Annotated in this window: 21 protein-coding genes, 1 pseudogene and 1 riboswitch; of the genes and pseudogenes, 7 read left to right on the top strand and 15 right to left on the bottom strand. The window is 69.6% G+C overall.

Annotated elements, in window-relative coordinates:
• Nucleotides 1–30: 30 nt before the first annotated feature.
• From DWB68_RS04775 to DWB68_RS04750, 6 genes are all read right to left on the bottom strand, one after another.
• Complete coding sequence (locus DWB68_RS04775) at nucleotides 31–384, bottom strand: DUF6804 family protein (protein ID WP_158588207.1); 354 nt, start codon at nucleotides 382–384, stop codon at nucleotides 31–33.
• Between the two features lie 238 nt (nucleotides 385–622).
• Nucleotides 623–1156, bottom strand: coding sequence for a 2'-5' RNA ligase family protein (locus DWB68_RS04770; RefSeq protein WP_119424007.1), 534 nt, complete (start codon nucleotides 1154–1156; stop codon nucleotides 623–625).
• Between the two features lie 8 nt (nucleotides 1157–1164).
• Nucleotides 1165–2181, bottom strand: coding sequence for a tryptophan--tRNA ligase (trpS, locus tag DWB68_RS04765; protein WP_119424006.1), 1017 nt, complete (start codon nucleotides 2179–2181; stop codon nucleotides 1165–1167).
• A 65-nt stretch (nucleotides 2182–2246) separates the two neighbouring features.
• On the bottom strand, nucleotides 2247–3089 hold the full coding sequence (locus tag DWB68_RS04760; RefSeq protein WP_119424005.1) for an exodeoxyribonuclease III: 843 nt from the start codon (nucleotides 3087–3089) through the stop codon (nucleotides 2247–2249).
• Nucleotides 3090–3247: 158 nt separating this feature from the next.
• Nucleotides 3248–3772, bottom strand: coding sequence for a hypothetical protein (locus DWB68_RS04755; protein WP_233548617.1), 525 nt, complete (start codon nucleotides 3770–3772; stop codon nucleotides 3248–3250).
• 57 nt (nucleotides 3773–3829) lie between these two features.
• Nucleotides 3830–4192 carry a VOC family protein gene (locus tag DWB68_RS04750; protein WP_119424004.1) on the bottom strand — a complete coding sequence of 121 codons (363 nt, stop codon included), beginning with the start codon at nucleotides 4190–4192 and terminating at the stop codon, nucleotides 3830–3832.
• A gap of 175 nt (nucleotides 4193–4367) precedes the next feature.
• On the opposite strand from DWB68_RS04750, the gene DWB68_RS04745 reads away from it, so the two are divergent.
• A complete protein-coding gene (locus DWB68_RS04745; RefSeq protein WP_119424003.1) occupies nucleotides 4368–5003 on the top strand; it encodes a hypothetical protein in 636 nt (211 codons plus the stop codon).
• A gap of 71 nt (nucleotides 5004–5074) precedes the next feature.
• Here DWB68_RS04745 and DWB68_RS04740 read toward each other — a convergent pair whose 3' ends face one another.
• Genes DWB68_RS04740 through DWB68_RS04730 form a run of 3 tightly spaced genes read right to left on the bottom strand, consistent with a single transcriptional unit; the run spans nucleotide 5075 to nucleotide 7735 of the window.
• Nucleotides 5075–5893 carry an ABC transporter permease gene (locus DWB68_RS04740; protein WP_119424002.1) on the bottom strand — a complete coding sequence of 273 codons (819 nt, stop codon included), beginning with the start codon at nucleotides 5891–5893 and terminating at the stop codon, nucleotides 5075–5077.
• The gene (locus DWB68_RS04735) at nucleotides 5890–6777 is read right to left on the bottom strand and encodes an ABC transporter permease (RefSeq protein WP_233548616.1); all 888 of its coding nucleotides are present in this window, start codon (nucleotides 6775–6777) and stop codon (nucleotides 5890–5892) included. The genes DWB68_RS04740 and DWB68_RS04735 overlap by 4 nt, the downstream gene beginning before the upstream one ends.
• Complete coding sequence (locus DWB68_RS04730; protein ID WP_119424001.1) at nucleotides 6770–7735, bottom strand: ABC transporter ATP-binding protein; 966 nt, start codon at nucleotides 7733–7735, stop codon at nucleotides 6770–6772. Before DWB68_RS04730 ends, DWB68_RS04735 begins: the two co-directional genes overlap by 8 nt.
• A 103-nt stretch (nucleotides 7736–7838) precedes the next feature.
• Between DWB68_RS04730 and DWB68_RS04725 the strand changes: the two genes are divergently transcribed.
• From DWB68_RS04725 to DWB68_RS04710, 4 genes are all read left to right on the top strand, one after another.
• Entirely contained in the window at nucleotides 7839–8786 is a 948-nt protein-coding gene (locus DWB68_RS04725; protein ID WP_119424000.1) for a hypothetical protein, read from the top strand.
• A 79-nt stretch (nucleotides 8787–8865) separates the two neighbouring features.
• Nucleotides 8866–9369 carry a Fur family transcriptional regulator gene (locus DWB68_RS04720; protein WP_119423999.1) on the top strand — a complete coding sequence of 168 codons (504 nt, stop codon included), beginning with the start codon at nucleotides 8866–8868 and terminating at the stop codon, nucleotides 9367–9369.
• The gene (locus DWB68_RS04715) at nucleotides 9362–10822 is read left to right on the top strand and encodes a catalase (protein ID WP_119423998.1); all 1461 of its coding nucleotides are present in this window, start codon (nucleotides 9362–9364) and stop codon (nucleotides 10820–10822) included. Before DWB68_RS04720 ends, DWB68_RS04715 begins: the two co-directional genes overlap by 8 nt.
• A gap of 91 nt (nucleotides 10823–10913) precedes the next feature.
• Complete coding sequence (locus DWB68_RS04710) at nucleotides 10914–11606, top strand: DUF4190 domain-containing protein (protein ID WP_119423997.1); 693 nt, start codon at nucleotides 10914–10916, stop codon at nucleotides 11604–11606.
• Nucleotides 11607–11671: 65 nt separating this feature from the next.
• On the opposite strand, the gene DWB68_RS04705 is transcribed toward DWB68_RS04710, so the two are convergent.
• The 5 genes from DWB68_RS04705 to DWB68_RS04685 form a co-directional block, all read right to left on the bottom strand.
• Nucleotides 11672–12556 (bottom strand): bifunctional methylenetetrahydrofolate dehydrogenase/methenyltetrahydrofolate cyclohydrolase, encoded by an 885-nt coding sequence (locus tag DWB68_RS04705; RefSeq protein WP_119423996.1) that lies wholly within the window; start codon nucleotides 12554–12556, stop codon nucleotides 11672–11674.
• 4 nt (nucleotides 12557–12560) lie between these two features.
• A complete protein-coding gene (gene glyA, locus DWB68_RS04700; protein WP_119423995.1) occupies nucleotides 12561–13850 on the bottom strand; it encodes a serine hydroxymethyltransferase in 1290 nt (429 codons plus the stop codon).
• 57 nt (nucleotides 13851–13907) lie between these two features.
• Nucleotides 13908–13991, bottom strand: a riboswitch (ZMP/ZTP riboswitch).
• A gap of 89 nt (nucleotides 13992–14080) precedes the next feature.
• Nucleotides 14081–14500 carry a hypothetical protein gene (locus DWB68_RS04695; protein WP_119423994.1) on the bottom strand — a complete coding sequence of 140 codons (420 nt, stop codon included), beginning with the start codon at nucleotides 14498–14500 and terminating at the stop codon, nucleotides 14081–14083.
• Complete coding sequence (locus DWB68_RS04690; protein ID WP_147391577.1) at nucleotides 14500–14901, bottom strand: hypothetical protein; 402 nt, start codon at nucleotides 14899–14901, stop codon at nucleotides 14500–14502. The genes DWB68_RS04695 and DWB68_RS04690 overlap by 1 nt, the downstream gene beginning before the upstream one ends.
• Nucleotides 14902–14911: 10 nt before the next feature.
• A complete protein-coding gene (locus DWB68_RS04685; RefSeq protein ID WP_119423992.1) occupies nucleotides 14912–17317 on the bottom strand; it encodes an HNH endonuclease signature motif containing protein in 2406 nt (801 codons plus the stop codon).
• A 243-nt stretch (nucleotides 17318–17560) separates the two neighbouring features.
• Between DWB68_RS04685 and DWB68_RS04680 the strand changes: the two genes are divergently transcribed.
• Together DWB68_RS04680 and DWB68_RS04675 are read left to right on the top strand one after the other, a co-directional pair.
• The gene (locus DWB68_RS04680; protein WP_119423991.1) at nucleotides 17561–17935 is read left to right on the top strand and encodes an RNA polymerase sigma factor; all 375 of its coding nucleotides are present in this window, start codon (nucleotides 17561–17563) and stop codon (nucleotides 17933–17935) included.
• A complete protein-coding gene (locus DWB68_RS04675; protein ID WP_119423990.1) occupies nucleotides 17910–19010 on the top strand; it encodes a hypothetical protein in 1101 nt (366 codons plus the stop codon). Before DWB68_RS04680 ends, DWB68_RS04675 begins: the two co-directional genes overlap by 26 nt.
• 286 nt (nucleotides 19011–19296) lie before the next feature.
• Here DWB68_RS04675 and DWB68_RS04670 read toward each other — a convergent pair.
• A pseudogene (locus tag DWB68_RS04670) lies at nucleotides 19297–20472 on the bottom strand (cystathionine gamma-synthase); the annotation flags it as partial.
• Between the last annotated feature and the right edge of the window lie 2 nt (nucleotides 20473–20474).

The following is a 20474-nucleotide window of genomic DNA, read 5'->3' as shown; positions in this document are numbered from 1 at the left end:
CCCACTCCGATTCTGGGGTTGGGTGTCGGGCTACTCGGAACTTACGGATCGCGTGATGAAGAGTCCCGCGCACAGGAGGACCGCGGCGCTGAGAAGGTCCAGCGGCGCCCATGCGCTCTTGGACAGCCAGATCGGGAAGACCGGGTTGAACAAGACGGCCACGGCACCGGCAGCGACGGCCCATCCAACGGCCGAACTGCGGGCGGCTTCGACCGCGATCCACACGGCAGCGACCGTCACAGCGAGCCGAAGAAAGCTGTAGTAGCCGTACGGCAGGTCGGCGAGGGCGAGGACGAGGAGGGCGGCCGCGGCCACTCCGGGCACTAGAACCGGGCGTGATTCTCGGGCTGGCTGGACGGAGGGCGGGGGCACAGGTGATGACATGGCTCTCACCCTATGCACGGCAGCAGTGGGCCGCCCGGTTGCAGGTCCTCCGTGACCTCCCAAAATCGGAGTGCCAAATGTCGTAAAAACCGCGGCTTTCACGACATTTGGCACTCCGATTTTGAGTTGGGAGGGCGCCCGACGGCGCGGGGCGGGGCTCGGGTGCGCCGTGGCGGCTTGGGGGCGGCGTGGGTTGCGCGCGGGGCGCGACGTGGGCGCGCGGGCGCCGCCGCGCGCTTTAGAGCGTGCCGAGGGGGAAGGTCGCGCGCAGCTTCCAGTCCGCGTCGCCGAGGTCTCCGTACAGCGAGACCCGGTCGGCGCGGAGCTCCCACTCAACCGCCGCTTGGGAGGCCTCCAGCGCGTCAAGCGTCGCGTCGTCGAGCCCCTGCCCCAGGGTCACGTGAGGCACGAACGGGTACGCGGACGGGGCGGCCAGCGGGCCGGCCTGCAGGGCCGCGTGGAGGGTGCGGCACCACCGCTCCCCCACGCTCACCGGGCAGTAGACCACGGGCGTGAGCGGGCGGAAGGTCGCGGTGCCGGAGAAGCGCAGCGTGGTCGGCTCGGTGGCCGCGGCCACCGCCGCCACGTGTTCCACGATCTGGTTCCAGTCGGTGGCCGGCAGCCCCGTGAGCAGCGTCAGGTGCGGGGGGACGGCCGCGAAGGGGTCGCCGGCGGCGGCCCGCAGGCCGGCCAGGCGCGCGGCGTGAGGCTCCGGGATGGGGATGACGATCCCCACCCGCTCCTCGCCCGCGCGCCCGACCGGTGCCTGCATGGCTAGGCTCAGCGCCCCTGCGGCCGCAGGAAGCCCACGGCGTCGTAGACCTTGCCGAGGGTCTCGGAGGCGACCTCGCGGGCCTTGGCCGCGCCGACGGCGAGCAGGCGATCCAGCTCGGCCGGATCGTCGAGCAGCTCCAGCGTGCGGGCGCGGATCGGCTCCAGCGTGGCCACGACGGCCTCGGCGGTGTCCACCTTGAGGTGGCCGTACATCTTGCCCTCGTACTGCTCCACCAGCGTGGCCACCGGGGTCTCGGTGACCACTGACAGGATGGAGAGCAGATTGGAGACGCCCGGCTTGGCCTCGCGGTCGAAGGCGACGACGTTGCCGTCGTCGGTCACGGCCGACTTGATGCGCTTGGCGATCACCTTGGGCTCGTCAAGGACGTTGATGCGCCCGTTCGGCGAGGCCGAGGACTTCGACATCTTGGAGGTCGGGTCCTGCAGATCGTAGATCCGCGCACCCTCGGCCGGGATCATCGGCTCAGGGATCTTGAACGTCTCGCCGAAGCGGTGGTTGAAGCGCGCGCCCAGCGTGCGGGTGAGCTCCACGTGCTGCTTCTGATCGTCGCCCACGGGCACGCCGTCGGCCTGGTAGAGCAGGATGTCGGCGGCCATCAGCACGGGGTACGTGAAGAGGCCGACGTTCGTGGAGTCCTGGCCGTAGCGCACGGACTTGTCCTTGAACTGCGTCATGCGGCTGGCCTCGCCGAAGCCCGTGATGGTCTGCAGGACCCACGAGAGCTCGGCGTGCTCGGGGACGTGCGACTGCACAAAGAGCGTGGAGCGCTCCACGTCCACGCCGCCGGCGATGTACTGCGCCACGGTGGTGCGGGTGCGCTCGGCGAGGTTCGTCGCGCCGTCGGGCGAGGTGATCGAGTGCAGATCCGGGATGAAGTAGAACGCGTCGTACTCGTCCTGCAGCTTCACGTAGTTCACGAGGGCGCCGAGGTAGTTGCCCAGGTGCAGGGAGTCGGCGCTGGGCTGCATCCCGGAGAGGACGCGGGGCTTGGCGGTGGTCATGCTGATGCCTTTCATGGGTCGGCGCGGCAACCCGCCCTAAAACGGAGCGCGCCGGGGAGGAGAGTCTAGAACTGGTAGTCGACCACGAGCGGCGCGTGATCGGACCAGCGGGTGTCGTAGCTGGCAGCGCGGTCAACGTCTGCGCGCAGCGCCTTGGCGGCAAGTGACGGGGAGGCCATGTGGTAGTCGATGCGCCAGCCCGTGTTGTTGTCGAACGCCTGACCGCGCTGCGACCACCAGGTGTAGGGCCCGTCGACGTCGCCCGCGAGGTCACGCGCCACGTCCCGGTACCCGATCTCCTCACCGAAGAAGCGGTCAAAGTAGGCGCGTTCCTCGGGGAGGAATCCGGCCCGCTTGACGTTGCCCTTCCAGTTCTTGATGTCTCGCGTGGTGTGCCCCACGTTCATGTCGCCCACGAGGAGGACGTCGCGGCCGTCGGCGCGCAGCGCCGGCAGCTTGGTGATCATTTCCTCGAGGAAGGCAAACTTGTCGTCCTGCTTGGGGGTGCCCACCTCGCCGGAGTGCACGTAGACGCTCGCCACGGTCAGCTTGGTGCCGTTGATGACGAAGTCGGCCTCGGCCCAGCGGCCGGTGTTGGCGAAGCGATCGGAGCCGATCCCGATGCGCGTGGCCTCCGGCTCCTCGCGGGAGGCGACGAGCACGCCTGCGCGGCCCTTGGCCTCTGCCTCGGCGTGCACCACGTGCCAGCCGTCGGCGAGGAACTCGTTGACGATCTTGTCGGGGGCGCGGACCTCCTGCAGGCACAGGATGTCGACATCCCTCGCCTCGAGCCACTCCGGCATGCCCTTGCGGTAGGCGGCACGGATGCCGTTGACGTTCACGCTGGCAATGCGCGTGGCGCCGTTCTTGGGGGCGTACTCGGGGCTCGTGGCGGTGGATTCAGTCACACCACCACTCTATCCGTAGTGGCCGACGGCGGGTGGTTCCGTTGCTCACGCGCCGCCCCCTGGGCGGCAACGGTCAAACGCAAGGAGGGCACGACGTCGTCGTGCCCTCCTTGGGTGCCTCCCACGCGGGAGGCGCCGGCCTCTTGCCGGCAAGAATCTCAGCCCTCGATGATCTCCGCGTCCACGGTGGCGCGCGCCTTGCGGCGTTCCTTGATCATGTCGCGGGCGTTGGAGGCCGTGATCTCGATGGTCTCGAGCGCGCGCTCGACCATCTCGGCGGACTCAGCCGTGCCCTTGCGCAGGTTCTCCATCACGACGCCATGCTGGACCTGGATGATCTTGAAGGAGTGGTCGATCTTGAGCTCGTGGTTGCGCTCGGCCTCGTCGATGACGGAGACCTTGTCGGTGGAGCCGTCCACCTTGGCGGCCAGATTGGCGTTGGTCTGGTCCCACTTGCGGCCCACGGCCTTGGCGCCCGTGCGTAGCACAAAGAAGATGACGGCGGCCAGGACGAGCCACAGGCCGGCGATGATCGCCACGATCCAGCCGACCACCGTGTTGGAGTTCGCGGCGAAGAGGACGGCGACGAGCAGGGCGAGCACCAGGACGCCCATGCCGATGAGGCCCAGGGTCGGGGTGTTCTTCTTCTGGCGCGTCTCGGCGCCCGTGGTGATCTCAGGCATGCACCCATTGTCTCAAAGTCCTCGGGTGCCGGCTGACCGTTCAGCGGTGGGTGGAACTCACCACGACACGAGGCAGAAGGGGTGGCCCTGCGGGTCGAGGTAGACGCGGAAGCTCGCCCCGCCCTCCCCCGTCGCCGTGGCGCCGAGCGCCAGCACCTCGGTCTCGGCGATGTCCAGGTCCTTGACCCGCACGTCGATGTGGGCCTGCTGCGGCAGCTCCTGCGCCGGCCAGTCCGGCGGGACATAGCCGTCCACGCGTTGGAAGGCAACGGCCGGCCGGTCCGGTGCATCGCCGATGCCGACCCACCCTCCGTCCTCGTCCGCCTGCACCCGGATCATGCCGAGCAGTTCCTGGTAGAAGGACGCGAGGGCGTCCGGGTCCTTGCAGTCGAAAACGACGGCCTGCCATGTGCCGATCATGATCGCCTCCTGGGGGTGTGCGCTGACCACGAACCCGCCAGTGTTCTCCGACCTCGGCCCCGTCACAAGGGGAACGCCACGATCACGGGCAAGCTCCCAGGTGGTCGCGGGCCCCGGGCGTCGGATACTTTGAGCTCGACGGCCGCAGGGGGCGGGTGTCGACAGGGGGACAACCATGAAGATGATCCGGGCGGCCAGGGCCGCGGCCGCCGGCCTGGCGCTGGCCGCGCTCACCGCGTGCACAGCGGGCGGCGGAGCAGGGGCTTCCACCGGCACGACGGCGGGCGGGGCCTCCGTGGGCCCCGCGGCTTCCGCGTCGGCATCGGCACCGGCACCGGCACCGACATCGACTCAGACGTCCGGTTCAGCGACCGCGACAGCCACCGCGGGCACGATCCTGCCCACGCCGCCCAGCGATTGGTCGCAGAGCGCCACGTCCACGGCGTTCGCAGCGCTGGGCGCCGATCCGTTCGTGGGCGAGGATCCGACCCCCACGCTCCGGCTGCGCCTCACGGACGGCCTCAAGGAGAGCACCAAGACCTTCACGGTTGGTGCCGGGCATCGCCTCATCGTCTACGTCGCGTGCGCGACACCCGGCGGCTTCAGCCTCAAGGTGACGCACGGCAAGCAAGACGCGGTGGGGCACGGACAGGACGAATGCTCCCCGGTGGACGGCGGACCGGACAGCACGCGGCTGGAGGCCAACGCCTTCGAGGTGCTCGGCACGAGAGACCCCGGCGAGGTCACCATCAAGGTCTCGCGCGGCTCGACCGAGGGCGCCGTCGAGTTCGGCTTCGCGAGAGCCAAGTAGCGCTGCATAACGCAAGTCCACCCCGACGGCGGGTGACCGGCCCGCCCGGGCCGACCGCCCGCCGTCGTGCCTCACTTCAGGAAGAGCTTGCGCAAGCGTCCCGTGGCCATCGTGACGCCGAGCAGCGCCATGACCACGAAGTACAGGATGTGCACCAGCACGGAGGAGTCGACCTGCCCGGCCGCGAACTGGCGCAGCATGTCCACGCCGTGCCACAGCGGCAGCGCCTGGATGACGGCCTGCACGCCCGCCGGGTAGACGGAGAGCGGGAAGAACGTCGCCGAGAAGAGGAACATCGGCATCGTCAGCATGTTGATCCAGTCCAGCTGCTGGAAGCGCTTGATGAAGGTGATGCACCCCATGAACAGGGCGGCGAAGCTGAAGGCGATGAGCACGGCACCGGGGATCATCAGCAGCGCCCACGGGCTCGTGATGAGCCCGGCCAGCGCGGCGACCGTCATGAAGCCGAGCGCGTAGAGCAGGCCGCGCAGCAGCGCCATGATGATCTCGCCGATCGCCACGTCCAGCGGCCCGAGCGAGGTGTAGAGCATCACCCGGTAGAGCTTGGAGTGGTTGAGCTTGAAGAACATGTTGTTCGAGTCGTAGAGCGCGCCGTTCATGGCGGAGGTGGCCAGCAGCGCCGGGGCGATGTACGCCGCGTAGCTCATGGGCACTCCCCCTGGACCCTCGACGGTGCCGATGGCCGCGCCCAGGCCGTAACCCATCGAGGCGAGGTAGAGCACCGGCTCCAGGAAGCCGGAGACGATGACCACCCAGGTGGCGTTCTTGGTGGCCATCCAGCTGCGCTGCATGACCGCCTTGATGTTTCGCCCGTAGAGCGCGCCAAAGGCGCGGTGCTCGGGGACCAGTTCGACGGCGAGATGGCTCATTTGGTGCCTCCCAAGCGGGCCACGAAGTGGCGGCGCGTCAGGACGAAGCCCACGGCGATGAGCGCCACGAGCACGGCGAGGTGGATGAGCGCCTGCCAGCCACCCACCTGGTGCCCATACATGGCCCAGCGCGAGAGCTCGGTGCCGTGCCAAATGGGCGAGATCCAGCCGATCCACTGCAGGAAGATCGGCAGATTGGTGAGCGGGTAGAAGGTGCCGGAGAAGAGGAAGAGCGGCATGAAGACGAAGCGCATGATGATGGAGAACTGCCCCTTCTCCTCCTTGATCGTGGCCGAATAGGCCATGATCGGCAGGCCCATGGCCATGCCGGCCAGCGCCGCGATGGGGATCGCGATGAGGCCCGCTGGCAGGTGCACGGCACCGAAGAGCGCCACGATCACCATGAAGAGGCTGCCCTGGATGAGCAGGCGGATGAGGATCGCGAGCATCTGCCCCTGCGCGATCTGCTGCGGGGAGATCGGTGTGACGAGCGGGCCCTGGTAGATCCGGTGCCACTTGAAGCCGTCCATGACGGGGAAGGTGGACTCGGTCGTGGCGCCCTGCACCGCGCTGGAGACCAGCAGGGCCGGGGCGATGAAGACGAGGTAGGGCACGCCGTCGAACAGGGTCTGGTTGCCCGTGAGCAGGCTGCCGAGGCCGATACCCATCGCGAGGATGTACATGAGCGGGCTGCCCACGGCGTCCGCGACGAGCACATCGCCGTAGCGGCGCATGGTGCGCAGGTAGTACTCGGCCACGTACCAGGTGCCCAAGCGCGTGGCCTTGGCGGCCGAGACCTCCGCCGAGTGGGCGGACAGGGTGCTGTCAAAGAGGGTGGCTCCGCCACCGATGCTGGAGGTGCCCGACGGCGCGTGATCAGTCAACGAGGGACCGTCCCGTCAGGTGGAGGAAGACGTCCTCGAGGCTCGAGCGGCGCACGAGTGAGGCGACGGGCGTGAGCCCGCGCGCCAGGACCTGGGCCAGGGCCGCCTCGCCGTCCCCGGCGTAAATCAGGATGCGGTCGGCGAGGATCTCCTGGCGCTCGCCCAGGCCCTTGAGGGTCTGAGCTGCCGCCGCGTTGGCGTCGGAGCCGAAGCGGACCTCCAGGACCTCGCGGGTGGAGTAGTCGCGGATCAGCTCGGCCGGGGAGCCCTCCGCCATGATCCTGCCGTGGTCCACCACGATGAGGCGGTCGCAGAGCTGTTCCGCCTCGTCCATGAAGTGGGTCGTGACCAGGAGCGTGGTGCCCTGTTCCTTCAAGCGGAAGAGGCGGTCCCAGAGGATGTGTCGGGCCTGCGGGTCCAGGCCCGTGGTGGGCTCGTCCAGCAGGAGGATCTGCGGGTCGTTCACGAGCGAGCGGGCGATCGTGAGGCGGCGCTTCATGCCGCCGGAGAGGGCGTCCACACGTTCATTTGCCTTGTCGGTGAGCTGGGCGAAGTCCAGCAGCTCCTCGATCTTGGGCTTCAGGTAGGAGCGCTTGAGGCCGAAGTAGCGGCCGTAGACGTAGAGGTTGTCCCTGACCTTGATTTCCTCGTCCAGGTTGTCCTGCTGCGGCACCACGCCGAGGTGGGCGCGCACGCGCGGGCCCTCGCGGTCGGGGTCCAGACCCATGACGGCGAGCTCGCCGCCGCTGCGGGTGGAGACGCCGCCGATCATGGACATGGTGGTTGACTTGCCGGCGCCGTTGGGGCCGAGGAAGCCGAAGGACTCCCCCGGGGCAACCTCGAAGTCGATGCCGTCCACGGCGGTGAAGTCGCCGTAGCGCTTGGTCAGGCCGCGGGCGGTGACGACGCCTCCGGTGCGGGTGGGCGCGGAGGTGGGACTGGGAGTGATGTGGGGCACAGCGTCACGCTAGCCCAGGCGTCCGATTGGGACAAGTCAATGGGGAGGGGCGATCCTCCGCAAGGGGGATGGAACGGCGCAGCGGGCTGGGTAGCGTCTGGTCATGGAGACCTCGACGTTTGGCGGCACCGCCCGCCTGATTCCCGTCGTCGCGCTTGCCGCCAGCCTGGCCTTGGCGGGCTGCACCGCAGACGGCGAACACCAAGGCGCGCACGGCGACACCGCGCCGGTGACGACAAGCATGCCTCCGACCACGGACACTGAAACCGCTTCCCCGTCCGGCGCGGCCACCGACCTCTCGACCCTTCGCCCCGAAGCCCACGAGGACGGCGACGTCAGCCGGGCCGACTTCACCAACGCCTTCGTTGACCGTTCGGGGACCGGCCCGGCGGAGATCAACCTCCCGGCACGCCCCGAGGCCAAGGTGGGCGTGACGGCCGCATGCTCAGGGGACGGCGCCATCGGCGTCTACATCGACAATCAGAACGGCAGCCGCTACCTCTGGGGGAAGTTTGACTGCGACGGCACCTACACGGGCTCCGCCACCTCGACCAAGCCCCTGCTCACGCAGGCGTCAACACTGAAGGTGGAGGTGGACGATGACGTCGACTGGCGGGTGCTCGTGGCGGAGGTGCCAACGCCGTCCGCCGGCGCGGCGGCGGCCACCCCCGGCGGCTCGGCGAACCCAGCGGACGCACTCGAACAGCTCCGAGGCGCGGACGGCCCCTCCCGGGCCGAGTTTCTCGGCGAGGGCAAGCCGGTCAGGATGCTGTTCGACCGGGTGTCCACCAAGTCGCTCACCGCATCGGTGCAGCTCGCGCCGCGACTCAACACGGCCATCCTCGTCCAATGCACGCAGGAAGCCTCGGTCGCGGTCTCGCTCTTCAGCGCCGACGGGCAAGGGATGCGTAGCGGTGGTACCTCCTGCCTCAGGGAGGGAGGGTCGTGGCTGGGAGGTTCGCTCGCCTCGACACGAGCCACCTTGACGATCAAGGCGCCGGACGGCGTGGGATTCCGGGTGTGGGTCTGGCAGTACCGACCGGCCACGTAGCGCCGAGTCGCGGCGTCACAACACGCCGTTCACCCACTGTTCTTATTCTAAATGATTCAGGATATGGCAGGATGGGGGCATGACCTCCCACCAGCACTCCTCCAGCGTGGACGCCCTGCGCTCCTCGTGGGAGCACGCCCTGCGCGCTGCTGGCAAGCGGGTCACCAAGCAGCGCCTCGCCGTGCTCGGCGCCGCCCACACGCATCCGCACGGCACCGCCGACGAGCTGCACCGCGCGGCGGCCCAGGAGCTCCCCGAGCTCGCGCTGCCCACCACGCACGGCATCGTCAACGACCTGACGGCGGCCGGCCTGCTGCGCCGGATTGACGTCCCCCATTCCCCCTGCCTGTACGAGACCGACCTCGGCGACAACCACCACCACGCCCAGTGCGTGAGGTGCGGCCGCCTCGAGGACGTCGCGTGCGCCGTCGGGCACGCCCCGTGCCTGACCCCCTCAGACAGCCACGGGATGCGCATTCTCGTGGCCGACGTCCTCTACCGCGGGCTGTGCGAACCGTGCGCGGCGGAAGAGACCGAACCCTCCCTAACCCACCGAGAGAAAGAGGAGTCACTTCATGGCTGACAACACCTCCGCTCACGCGACCGGTTCCACGACTCAGGCCGGCATCCCCGCCGTCAGCGACCGCAACTCGCTGTCCGTCGGCGCCGACGGCCCCATCGTTCTGCACGACCACCACCTGGTGGAGACCCTGCAGCACTTCAACCGCATGAACGTCCCCGAGCGTCGCCCGCACGCCAAGGGCGCCGGTGCGTTCGGCGAGTTCGAGACCACCGAGGACGTCTCGAAGTACACCAAGGCCGCGCTGTTCCAGCAGGGCGTCAAGACCGAGACCCTCCTGCGCTTCTCCACGGTGGCCGGCGAGATCGGCTCGCCCGACACGTGGCGCGACGTCCGCGGCTTCGCGCTGAAGTTCTACACGACCGAGGGCAACTTCGACCTCGTTGGCAACAACACCCCGGTGTTCTTCCTGCGCGATCCCATGAAGTTCCCCCACTTCATCCGCTCCCAGAAGCGCCTGCCCGATTCCGGCCTGCGCGACGCCACGATGCAGTGGGACTTCTGGACGCACAACCCCGAGTCGGCCCACCAGGTCACCTACCTCATGGGCGACCGCGGTCTGCCGAAGACCTGGCGCGAGATGAACGGCTACGGCTCCCACACCTACATGTGGGTCAACGAGGCCGGCGAGAAGTTCTGGGTCAAGTACCACTTCCTCTCCCAGCAGGGTGTGGAGAACATCTCCGGCGCCGAGGCCGACCGCCTCGCCGGCACGGACGCCGAGCACCACCGCCGCGATCTGTTCGACAACATCAAGGCCGGCAACTTCCCCAAGTGGGATCTGCACGTCCAGGTGATGCCGTACGAGGACGCCAAGTCCTACCGCTTCAACCCCTTCGACCTGACCAAGGTCTGGTCCCTGAAGGACTACCCGCGCATCAAGGTCGGCACGCTGACCCTGAACCGCAACCCGGAGAACTTCTTCGCCGAGATCGAGCAGGCCGCCTTCTCCCCGGCCAACATGGTCCCCGGCATGGGCATGTCCCCGGACAAGATGCTGCTGGGCCGCAACTTCGCCTACGCGGATGCCCAGCGCTACCGCATCGGCACCAACTTCCAGCAGCTGCCGGTCAACAAGCCGAAGTCGCCGGTGCACACCTACTCCTTCGAGGGCAACATGTGGTACGAGAGCACCGGCTCGCGTTCCTACTACGCCCCGAACTCCTTCGGAGATACCTGGTCGGACGAGACCGGCCCGGTGGACAACTCGTGGGAGTCCGACGGCGAGCTCGTGCGTTCGGCTTACACGCTGCACGCCGAGGACGATGACTTCGGCCAGGCCGGCACGCTGGTCCGCGAGGTCTACTCGCAGGAGCAGCGCGATCGCCTCGTCGAGACGGTCTCCGGCGCCCTCGGCGGCGTCATCGAGCCCGTCCTGTCCAACGCCATCCAGTACTGGAAGAACGTTGACGAGACCATCGGCGCCCAGATCGAGGCCAACGTCAAGGGCGCCTGAGCTCCCTGACGCGACCTTGAGCTAGCCGCTCGAGAAGCGGGCCCCGCACCTTTTCGGTGCGGGGCCCGCTCGCGTCGGTACAGTAGAAGCCATGAGCGTCCCCTCCCGCGATTCCTTCGAGAACCCGCAAGAGTCCGCCGACTGGGCGCAGCAGCCCGAGGGCGATCGTTCCTGGGCCGTGCAGGATCCCGCCAACGACCCGGCCAACCCGTACGGCCGCTCCGCGCTGTTCGGCGACGCCGCCGCCGATCCCTACGCCGCTCCGGCCGCCGATCCTTACGCACCACCCGCCGCTGACGCCTTCCCGACGGCCCCGCCCGCGGCCCCGTACCCCGCGCAGGCCGATCCGTTCGCAGCGCCCGCGTTCCCCACGGCCCCGGGCGCCGCTCCGCTGCAGAGCAACCCCTACGCCCAGCCGTACGCCGCGCCGCAGCAGTACGGCTTGCCCTACGGCCAGCCGATGGTCCAGCAGCCGTACCCGCGGCAGTACGCGCCCTACGGCGCCCCGGTGTACCAGGCACCGCCCGCCCGCGGCCTGAGCATCACGGGCATGGTGCTCGGCATTGCGTCCGTCGGCCTGTTCATGTGGGCCTTCCTGCTGCCGCCGCTGGCCGGCCTGGTCTTCTCGATCATCGGCCTCATCAAGGAGCCCCAGGGCAAGGGCATGGCCATCACAGGCCTGATCCTCAGCGGCGCCGGCCTGCTGTTCTGGCTCCTGCTCATGCTCGGCGGCGGCTGGTTCTGGAGCGACTACTCCTCGTACAACGACACCAGCAACGTCTAAACCGCAGACAGCACGACGGCGCCTCGCTCACCTAAGGTGAGCGAGGCGCCGTCGTGCTGTGTGGCTTACAGGCCCGCCGAGCGCTCCGCGGCCTCGACCACGTTGGTCATGAGCAGGGCCACCGTCATGGGGCCCACGCCGCCCGGGTTGGGCGAGAGCCAGCCGGCGACCTCGGCCACGGCCGGATCCACGTCGCCGTAGACCTTGGGCTTGCCGCCCTCGGCCGGCGTCTCGCGGGTAACGCCCACGTCCAGGACCGCGGCGCCGGGCTTGACGTCCTCTGCCTTGATGAGGTGCTTCACGCCGGCGCTGGCCACGATGACATCGGCCTGACGCAGGTACTGGCCCGCGTCCACCGTGCCCGTGTGGGTCAGCGTGACGGTCGCGTTGAACTCGCGGCGCGTGAGCAACAGGCCGATGGAGCGGCCGATCGTCACGCCGCGGCCGACGACCACGACGTGCTTGCCGTTCAGGTCGTAGCCGTTGCGGGTGAGTAGCTCGATGACGCCGCGCGGGGTGCACGGCAGCGGCGAGGTGATCTCCGAGTTCACGTTCAGCACCAGGCGCCCCAGGTTGGTGGGGTGCAGGCCGTCGGCGTCCTTGTCCGGATCGATGCGCTCGAGGATCGCGTCGGTGTCCAGGTGCTTGGGCAGCGGCAGCTGCACGATGTACCCGTGGCACGTCGGATCGGCGTTGAGCTCGTCGATGAGGGCCTCGACCTCCTCCTGCGTGGCGCTCGCGGGGAGCTCACGCTGGATGGAGTTCATGCCGACGGCCTCGGACTGCTTGTGCTTCATGCCCACGTAGAGCTGGGACGCCGGATCGGCGCCGACCAGAACGGTGGCGATGCCCGGGGTGATGCCGCGCTCCTTCAGGCGGGCAACACGCTCGGTCAGTTCTTCCTTGATCGCGGCGGACGCCTTGCGCCCGTCGAGGACCTGTGCGGTCACTCGATCACCACTCCTCGAGGCCCGGGTACAGCGGGAAGTCGGCGGCCAGCTTGTCGACGCGGGCGCGCAGGGCGGCAACATCGGCGTTCTCGCCGTCCTTGAGGGCGGTCGCGATGATGTCGGCCACCTCCGTGAACTCGGCGTCGCCGAAGCCGCGGGTCGCGAGCGCCGGCGTACCGATGCGCAGGCCCGAGGTGGTCATCGGCGGGCGGGGATCGAACGGCACGGCGTTGCGGTTGACCGTGATGCCGATCTCGTGGAGCAGGTCTTCGCCCTGCTTGCCGTCCAGCTTCGAGTTGCGCAGGTCGACGAGCACGAGGTGAACGTCGGTGCCGCCGGTGAGGACGGACACCCCTGCCTCGGCCACGTCGGAGGCGTTGAGGCGCTCGGCCAGGATCTGGGCGCCGGACAGGACGCGCTCCTGACGCTCGGCGAACTCCTCGGAGGCGGCGATCTTGAAGGCAACGGCCTTACCCGCGATGGCGTGCATGAGCGGACCGCCCTGCTGACCCGGGAAGACGTTGGAGTTGATCTTCTTGAACATCTCGAGGTCGTTCGTGAGGATCAGGCCGGAGCGCGGGCCCGCGAGGGTCTTGTGCACCGTGGAGGTCACGACGTCGGAGTACGGCACCGGGTTGGGGTGCTTGCCCGCGGCCACCAGGCCGGCGAAGTGGGCCATATCGGTCCACAGGAGGGCGCCCACCTCGTCGGCGATGGAACGGAAGGCCTCGAAGTCCAGCTGGCGCGGGTACGCGGACCAGCCGGCGACGATGACCTGCGGGCGAACGGCCAGGGCCTGCTCGCGCAGCTTGTCCATGTCGATGCGGAAGGTGTCGGGCTCCACCTCGTAGGCGGCGACGTTGTAGAGCTTGCCGGAGAAGTTCAGCTTCATGCCGTGCGTCAGGTGACCGCCGTGGGCCAGGGACAGGCCGAGCATCGTGTCGCCGGGGTTGATCATCGCGGCGAGGGCGGCGGCGTTGGCCGAGGCACCCGAGTGCGGCTGAACGTTGGCGTACTTGGCGCCGAAGAGCTCCTTGACGCGGTCGCGTGCCAGGTCCTCGACCTGGTCGACGAATTCGCAGCCGCCGTAGTAGCGGCGACCCGGGTAACCCTCGGCGTACTTGTTGGTCAGGACCGAACCCTGGGCCTCGAGAACGGCGCGCGGGGCGAAGTTCTCCGAGGCGATCATCTCGAGCGTGTCGCGCTGGCGACCAAGCTCGTCGGTGATCAGGTTGGCGATGTCCGGGTCAACCTCGGACAGCGGCAGATTGGTGACGTTCGTGCTCTGGGACACGGGCTTCTCCTGTGTGGACGAAACATTGCTGGCGGGGCCTAGCTGGCCCCTGGATTCGCGCCGGACCCAGGCGTGCGGTCCGTGTGACACAGGTGCCGCTCCCCGGTGGTTATCCACCTCACGCCAGTCGCGACGGAATCCACTCTATCGGTACTCAGGCGGGCTCGTGCATCGGGGTCAGCACGTTGCACCGTGTTGAGCTTCCCGGCCGGCCTGTGACGGCGGAGGCCTCAGCGCGCGAATCCCGCGCGCGCCTCGGGGTGTGCGATGGCCTGGCGTGCACCGGCGAGGAACTCATCCACCCACGCCTGGTCCGGCCTCCAGCGCAGGGAGCGCGGGATGTCGGCGTGCAGCACGGTGCCGTCCGTGAGGAAGAAGACGAGGCGCAGGTAGCCGCGCGGATTGGCCTCGACGGCGTCCGAGTCGCTGGGGATCAGGTTGAGGGCCACGCCGAGCAGATCCTTGGCCCCGGCCTTGCGCAGCTCGGCGTCGACGTCGTTCAGTTCGTCCCAACGCAGGAAACGCGGGGCCTTGAAGCGCAGGCGCTTGCCGTCGCGGACGAGCGGGGCGGCGGCGACGTCGAAGCCGTCCGGCGTGACCACCGCGAAGTGATCCTTCATGGGTCCGCCGAGTCGCAGGCCGTTCACCATCAGCGCGCCCCCTCGGCCGCGAGCTCGGCCCGGAGCCGGGGATCGAGGATGGCCCGATCGATGAGGGCGCTGAGGTCTCGCGCGTTGGCCTTGGTGAGGCGGCGCTCGGCGTCCGCCGGCACCATCCAGATGGTGTTGGTGGTATCGCCGTCAAGGTCCGTGTAGATCCGGGCGGTGATCTCCCCGTAGCTCTCGGGTCCGTCGATGCCGGCATCACCGACAACCGAGGCCGCGAGGGCCGCCCACCAGCCCGCCTTGCGCCAGCCCTTGCCGATGGGGACGTCAAGCTCGACCTTGCGCAGGCGGTGCCACGGCACGCGGTCCTCGACCACTCCGTCGTTGACGAGGCTCAGTCCCTCGGTGTCTGCCAGTACGTGATGGCGTTCGCTTCCCCACAGCATGGGCTCGACGCTACGGGCTTCGGGGCCCGGCCGCATCGACCGCGAGACGGATCCGTCGGGATGAGTGCCAGTGGAGCTCGGCGCGGCGCGGGGACCCCTGCCGGGCACTCATACGGGCCGGTCTGGCTAGCGGTCTGCTGTCTACGCCCAGCTCCGGTATCCCCGCCAGCCACGGCGATGGGTGTGTGGAGCGGCCGGGTTCAGGGCGGCCAGAACTCAGCGGTGCGGTCCATTTCGGACCCCTCGAGCTCCAGGCGGACGGCCGCGAGCGCGCGGCCCGGTTCGCTTCATCGGGAGACCAAGCAACTCGTCCTTGCCCGCTGGATTGCCCCATTCCCTGCCCCGCGCCTTGGCGTGCTCCTTGCCCATCCGCCGCCGCGGTCCGTGCCTCCTGGCGCCGTTCGGCGGCCAACCTTCGCAGACGCCACACGCTGAGCACGGCCCATGGGTGACCCACGGCCCCGACCTCGCGGGCGGGCACCACGCCGAGGCGGCCGCGATGGAGTTCGTGGTGATGGAACGAGCAGAGCAGGATCGCGTTGTCCAGATTCGTGTGGCCGCCGGCCGACCACGGGATGACGTGGTGGGTGTGGCACCAGGACGGCGGCGCGAGGCATCCGGGAGCCCGGCAGTGCCGATCCCGCGCGGCGAGCGCCTGTCGCTGGGCCTTGGAGAACGGGCGCTGCTGGCGCCCCAGGCGCACGGCCGTGCCCGCATCGTCGGTGACCACGAGCCGCAGGGCGTGGGTGCAGAGCATCGCGGCGACCGTGGACATCGGCACCGCCTCGTCCGAGCGGGAGTGTGAGGCGAAGAGCCCGTCCAAGGTGGCGCCCAGCGCCGAAGGCCCGCGGCCAGTCAGGCAGCCGTTCGGGCTTGTCTGGCCCGTCTGGCCCGTCTGGTCAGCTTGGCGTCCGCCGATGACGTCACCAGTCGAGCCTGCACCACTGGGAAGCGAAGGTTGCTGCGCCTGCGCCCACGCCGCCAAGCCGGGGAGCTCGGCGGCGTTGCCGATCGCTCCCAAGGACCGGGCGTAGCGATCCAGCGCCGACATCGTCACGGTGACCACCAGGGTGGCGCCGGAGCCGCCCGGCCCTGCCTCGTCCTGCTGGCGCTGGTGCGCCTCGACGAGCGAGTGCAGGGCGTCGAAGCCCTTCTGCTCCGGCGTGCGCTTGTCGTCCGCGGCCCGGCCTGCGGCGTCCACAGTTGTATCTGCGTTGCACCCGGGCACGTCGTGAGCAGAGCCCGAGTGTTCTCCCGTGGGGTCGAGGAAGCGGTCCGGGTGGGCCTGCGGCCCGGTCTGCGCGTCCATGAAGTGTGCAAGCGCGGCACCGGCCTGTTCCGGCGCATACCCGGTCAGCCTCCACCCGCCGCCGCTCGCGCGTTGCACCTTGAAGGACCGGCGCTGGACCTGTTCGCCGTCACGCGGCTCCACCCCGTCGGGGTCGATCGCGTCCCGCCAAGCCCCGGCCTGCACGCGCACGAGGTGCGGCTCCATGCGGCGCGGGCCCCACACGTCCATGTCCGCAGGGGTGCGCCCTCGCGTGCCGACCGACGTGGCGCCGCCCGCAGGCGTGACGCCGGGAATGTTCCAGAAGGTGCCGTCTCCGGCCCCCGTGATCTGACCCGAACCAGGCAGGACTGAGCCGCCCTGCCCCAAGTCGGCCGGGCCTTCCAGCGGGGCGGGACCGGAAGCGTCGCCCGGGCCGGCGGCACCGCCGCCTGTGGCACCCAAGCCGCCCGCCGCGTCGTCGGGCATAGGGCCGCCGCCTGGTAGCCCCGCGACTTCTCCGCCGCCGGCAAGCATCCCGGTGCCCGCGGCCGTGCCCGCGCCCGCATCAGCCCGCCCGCGTGTGGGATCCCCGTGCGTGATGACTGGCCGCCCTGCCTCGTCGAAGCCCACGCGGCCGCCCGTGGCCCCGTCCACCAGGAAGCGTTCGGCCGCCTCCGTCATGCCCGGCTGCAGCTCGGCCGAGCCGGGATGCGGCAGGCCTCGATGCACGGCGATCGCCTGGTCAGCGGAGATCTCCCCCGCGAGCAGGGCCGCGGCGAGCGCCGGGCGGAAGGGCGGCAGGTCCCCCGAGGAGAAGCCGGTGCGCGGCCCCGTGGCCTGGGCCAGCGTCACGAGCGTTTCCGCGGCGCCGGCCTGCACACCAAAGGCCTGCGAGATGAGCGCCTTGGTGGAGCGGAACCCCAGCCGGGAGCAGAGGGCCTCGGCCCGCGAGAGGCCCTCGGAGCGGCGGCCCACCACCCCGGTGATCGCCACGCGCAGCCCGTCCGCCGCCCGCGAGACGTCCGAGGCCACCCCCAGCAGCTCCACGACCTCGGCCTCGCCGGCCCGGTCGCCCCCGGCGGCGATCGCCTCGACCGCCTCCCGCAGGAGCCCGAGCGCCTGATCCAACAAGAACTTTTCCGACACGATTCACCTCCCAGAGCGCGCCTGACAATGAGCCATCACAGCGGCAGAATCGATTTCACAACACCCCGCCACTCCCTCGTGTTTCCAACCATTCTCCCACCGCACGTCATTCGAAGATAGATTCGAAGCGAGATATTTCCGGAACCCAAGAAATATGTTTAAACCGCTCCCCTCACACCCTTCCGCCGTCCACTGGGCGAAACTTTTCGTGAACCCGCCGAACCCCACGGAGCAATACCCACCGTGAACACCGATCACGACGTCATCGCACGCTCCTTGAGGGAGCCGGCGGCGTTTGCCGATCTCTTCGATCGCCACGCCGCCACCGTGTATCGCTACGCCTCCAGCCGCTCCACTCGGCAGGTGGCCGACGATCTCCTCTCCGAGACCTTCCTCGTCGCCACGCGCCTCGCCAAGCTCCCGCGCGGCGACCGCGATGTGGTCATCCTCTACGCCTGGGAGGAGCTCACTTACGAGCAGATCTCCCACGCCCTCGGCATCCCGGTCGGCACGGTCCGATCCCGCCTCAACCGCGCGCGCACCAAGCTCGGCGCAGCGCTCCCCTGCCCCACCCACAGCAAGGAGGCCGGTCATGGACTCTCTGAATCTCTTGCATGACGCCCGCCCCACCGACGCCGACGTCAGCCCCGAGGCCTTCACTGCCTCCCGCGCTCACCTCATGAACGCCATCAACGGCGAGGCCCAGGGCACGACGGCGCCCGCTCGCCGCCGCTTGAGCGGCGCCTCCCGCGCCAAGCGGCTGGGCTTCCTCGGCGGCGCTGCCGCTCTCGCCGCCGGCGCCCTCGTCGCGGCCCAGCTGCTGGGGCCCACCAACACGCCCCTCGGCCCGGATCCCGCGACCGCCGCCGTCCTCAATCAGGCCGCCGACAACGCCGTGAAGTTCAGCGATCCGCCCCTCAAGCCCGGGCAGTATCTCAAGGTCAGTTCGGTGGCTGAGTACGGGTCCGGATCGGTCGACCAAGACGGCAAGGAAACGTCCTGGATTCGCTCCGTCCGGGACGAGATGTACATCCCCGCCGATCGTTCGGGGATGTGGGTGTGGGTGCGTCACTCCGAGCTGCCGGTGCGGCCGATGTCGAAGATGACCGATCAGGAATTCGCCGAGCTGGTTGAACTCCAGAAAAGGTACGAGAAGGGCAGCCTCGTGGCCGGCCCCGGCGGAGCTTTCTACAGCCCCGGAACGCCCCTGGGCCACTCCGACGACTGGCCGGACAACCCCCGCGAGCTCCTGAAGCACGCGCAGCAGCAGGGCGGCCGGGAATCCGAGTCCGAACGTGCCTTCGTGTGGATTGCAGACCGCCTGCGCCAGGGGCAGCTCGACAGCGCCGACCGTTCGCTGCTCTTCCGGACCGCCGCCCTCATCCCCGGCATCACGGTCGCTGACACGAAGGTGCAGTTGGACGGGCGCACAGGCGTCGCCCTGCGCTCGGCCGAGCTGGGCCACGACATCATCGTGGCTCCGGAGACGGGACTCTACATCGGCGAGCGCTACTACTCTGGCGGCAGCTTCACCCCCAGCAACCTCGATAGCTGGGCCGCCGTCACGACCACCATCGTGGACCAGGCTCCCCCCACCCCCGGGGCCGTCGAGTGGCCAAGCGTCAACTGCCCCAACGACGGCGAACCCACCGATTGCTGGAGCAAGTTCAACGTCTGGCCCCTGACCAAGTAGCCGGGCCTCTCTCGACCCGGCCCACAGCGCGCGACGGCCGCCCACCGAAAGGTGGGCGGCCGCCGTCGTGCATGCCCCCGAACTTCAGCGCCGGCACTGCCGCGCGCACCGCCGCGAGAGGTGCAGGAAGACTCTCCCGGCGGGCCTCGGCCGGCGGCGCCGCGACGGTGTCCGCTTCGACCGCCTCGGCCTCGGGCGCCTGCACCCGCACCGCCGGCACGGCGGCCCCCACGCCGGGCCGCACGACCTCGACCCGCGCCCCGAGCGCTTCGGCTGCAACCACATCCAAGGCCCGCTCGAGGTCCGCGATGAGGTCGGCGACGTCCTCGATCCCCACCGAGAGGCGCACCAGATCCGCCGAGATCTCGCGGGGCGTCCCGCGCAGCGGACCGTGCGTCATCTCGGTGGGAAGACAGATGAGCGACTCCACGCCGCCCAGGGACACGGAGAGCCCGAACAGCTCGGTCGCCGTGACGAAGCGCCGGGCAGCCGCCTCGCCCCCGGCCAGCCGCAGCGACACCACGCCACCGAAACCGCCGGACATCTGCCGCGCGGCGAGCCGGTGATCGGGATGGGACTCGAGTCCCGGGTAGAACACCTCGGCCACGCCGTCCCCGGCGAGCGCCTTCGCCTCGAGGAAGCGCGCCACCTCGAGCGCGTTGGCCGAGTGCTGACGCACCCGCAGCCCCAGCGTCTTGAGCCCGCGCGCCGCCAGGAAGCAATCCTGCGGTCCAGCCACGGCCCCCGCCGCGAACTGCGCAAACGCCACGGCATCGGCGAGCGGCTTGCCCAGGAACTCCACGTCGGAGACCACCACGGCCCCGCCGAGCACGTCCGAGTGCCCTCCGATGTACTTGGTCGTCGAATGCACCACGGCATCCGCGCCCCACTCCAAGGGCCGCTGCAACGCCGGCGAGGCGAAGGTGTTGTCGACGAAGAACAGGCAGCCGGCCTCGTGCGCCACCTGCGCCCACCCGGCGAGGTCGGCGATCCCCAGGTGCGGATTCGACGGCGTCTCCACCCACAGCACGGCGGTCGCGTCGCGCCGGATCGCGGCCCGCACGGCGTCCAGATCCCCGGCCGGCACGGCCGTGTGCGTGATCCCCCACGGCCCCCACACGTCCCGCAGCAGCCGGTTGGTCCCGCCGTAGGAATCGGAGCCGATCACCACGTGATCGCCCGGGCGCAGCACTGAACGCAGCAGCGCGTCCTCGGCCGCGATCCCGGAGGCGAAGGCGTACGCCTTGAACCCGCCCTCCAGCGCGCAGAGCTGCTCCTCGAAGCCGCCCCGCGTGGGGTTGGAGCCGCGCGAGTACTCGTGGCCCGCGCGCAGCACGTTGACGTCGTCCTGAATGAACGTGCTGGTCTGATAGATCGGCGGCACCACGGCGCCCGTGAGCGGATCGGGTGCCTGCCCTGCATGCACGGCGCGGGTGTCGAAACCAGGGGTGTACAGAGACATGA

Origin of the sequence: Galactobacter valiniphilus (genome assembly GCF_003575975.1) — a bacterium.
GTDB lineage: Bacteria > Actinomycetota > Actinomycetes > Actinomycetales > Micrococcaceae > Galactobacter > Galactobacter valiniphilus.
This window is presented reverse-complemented; position numbering and strand designations above follow the sequence as displayed.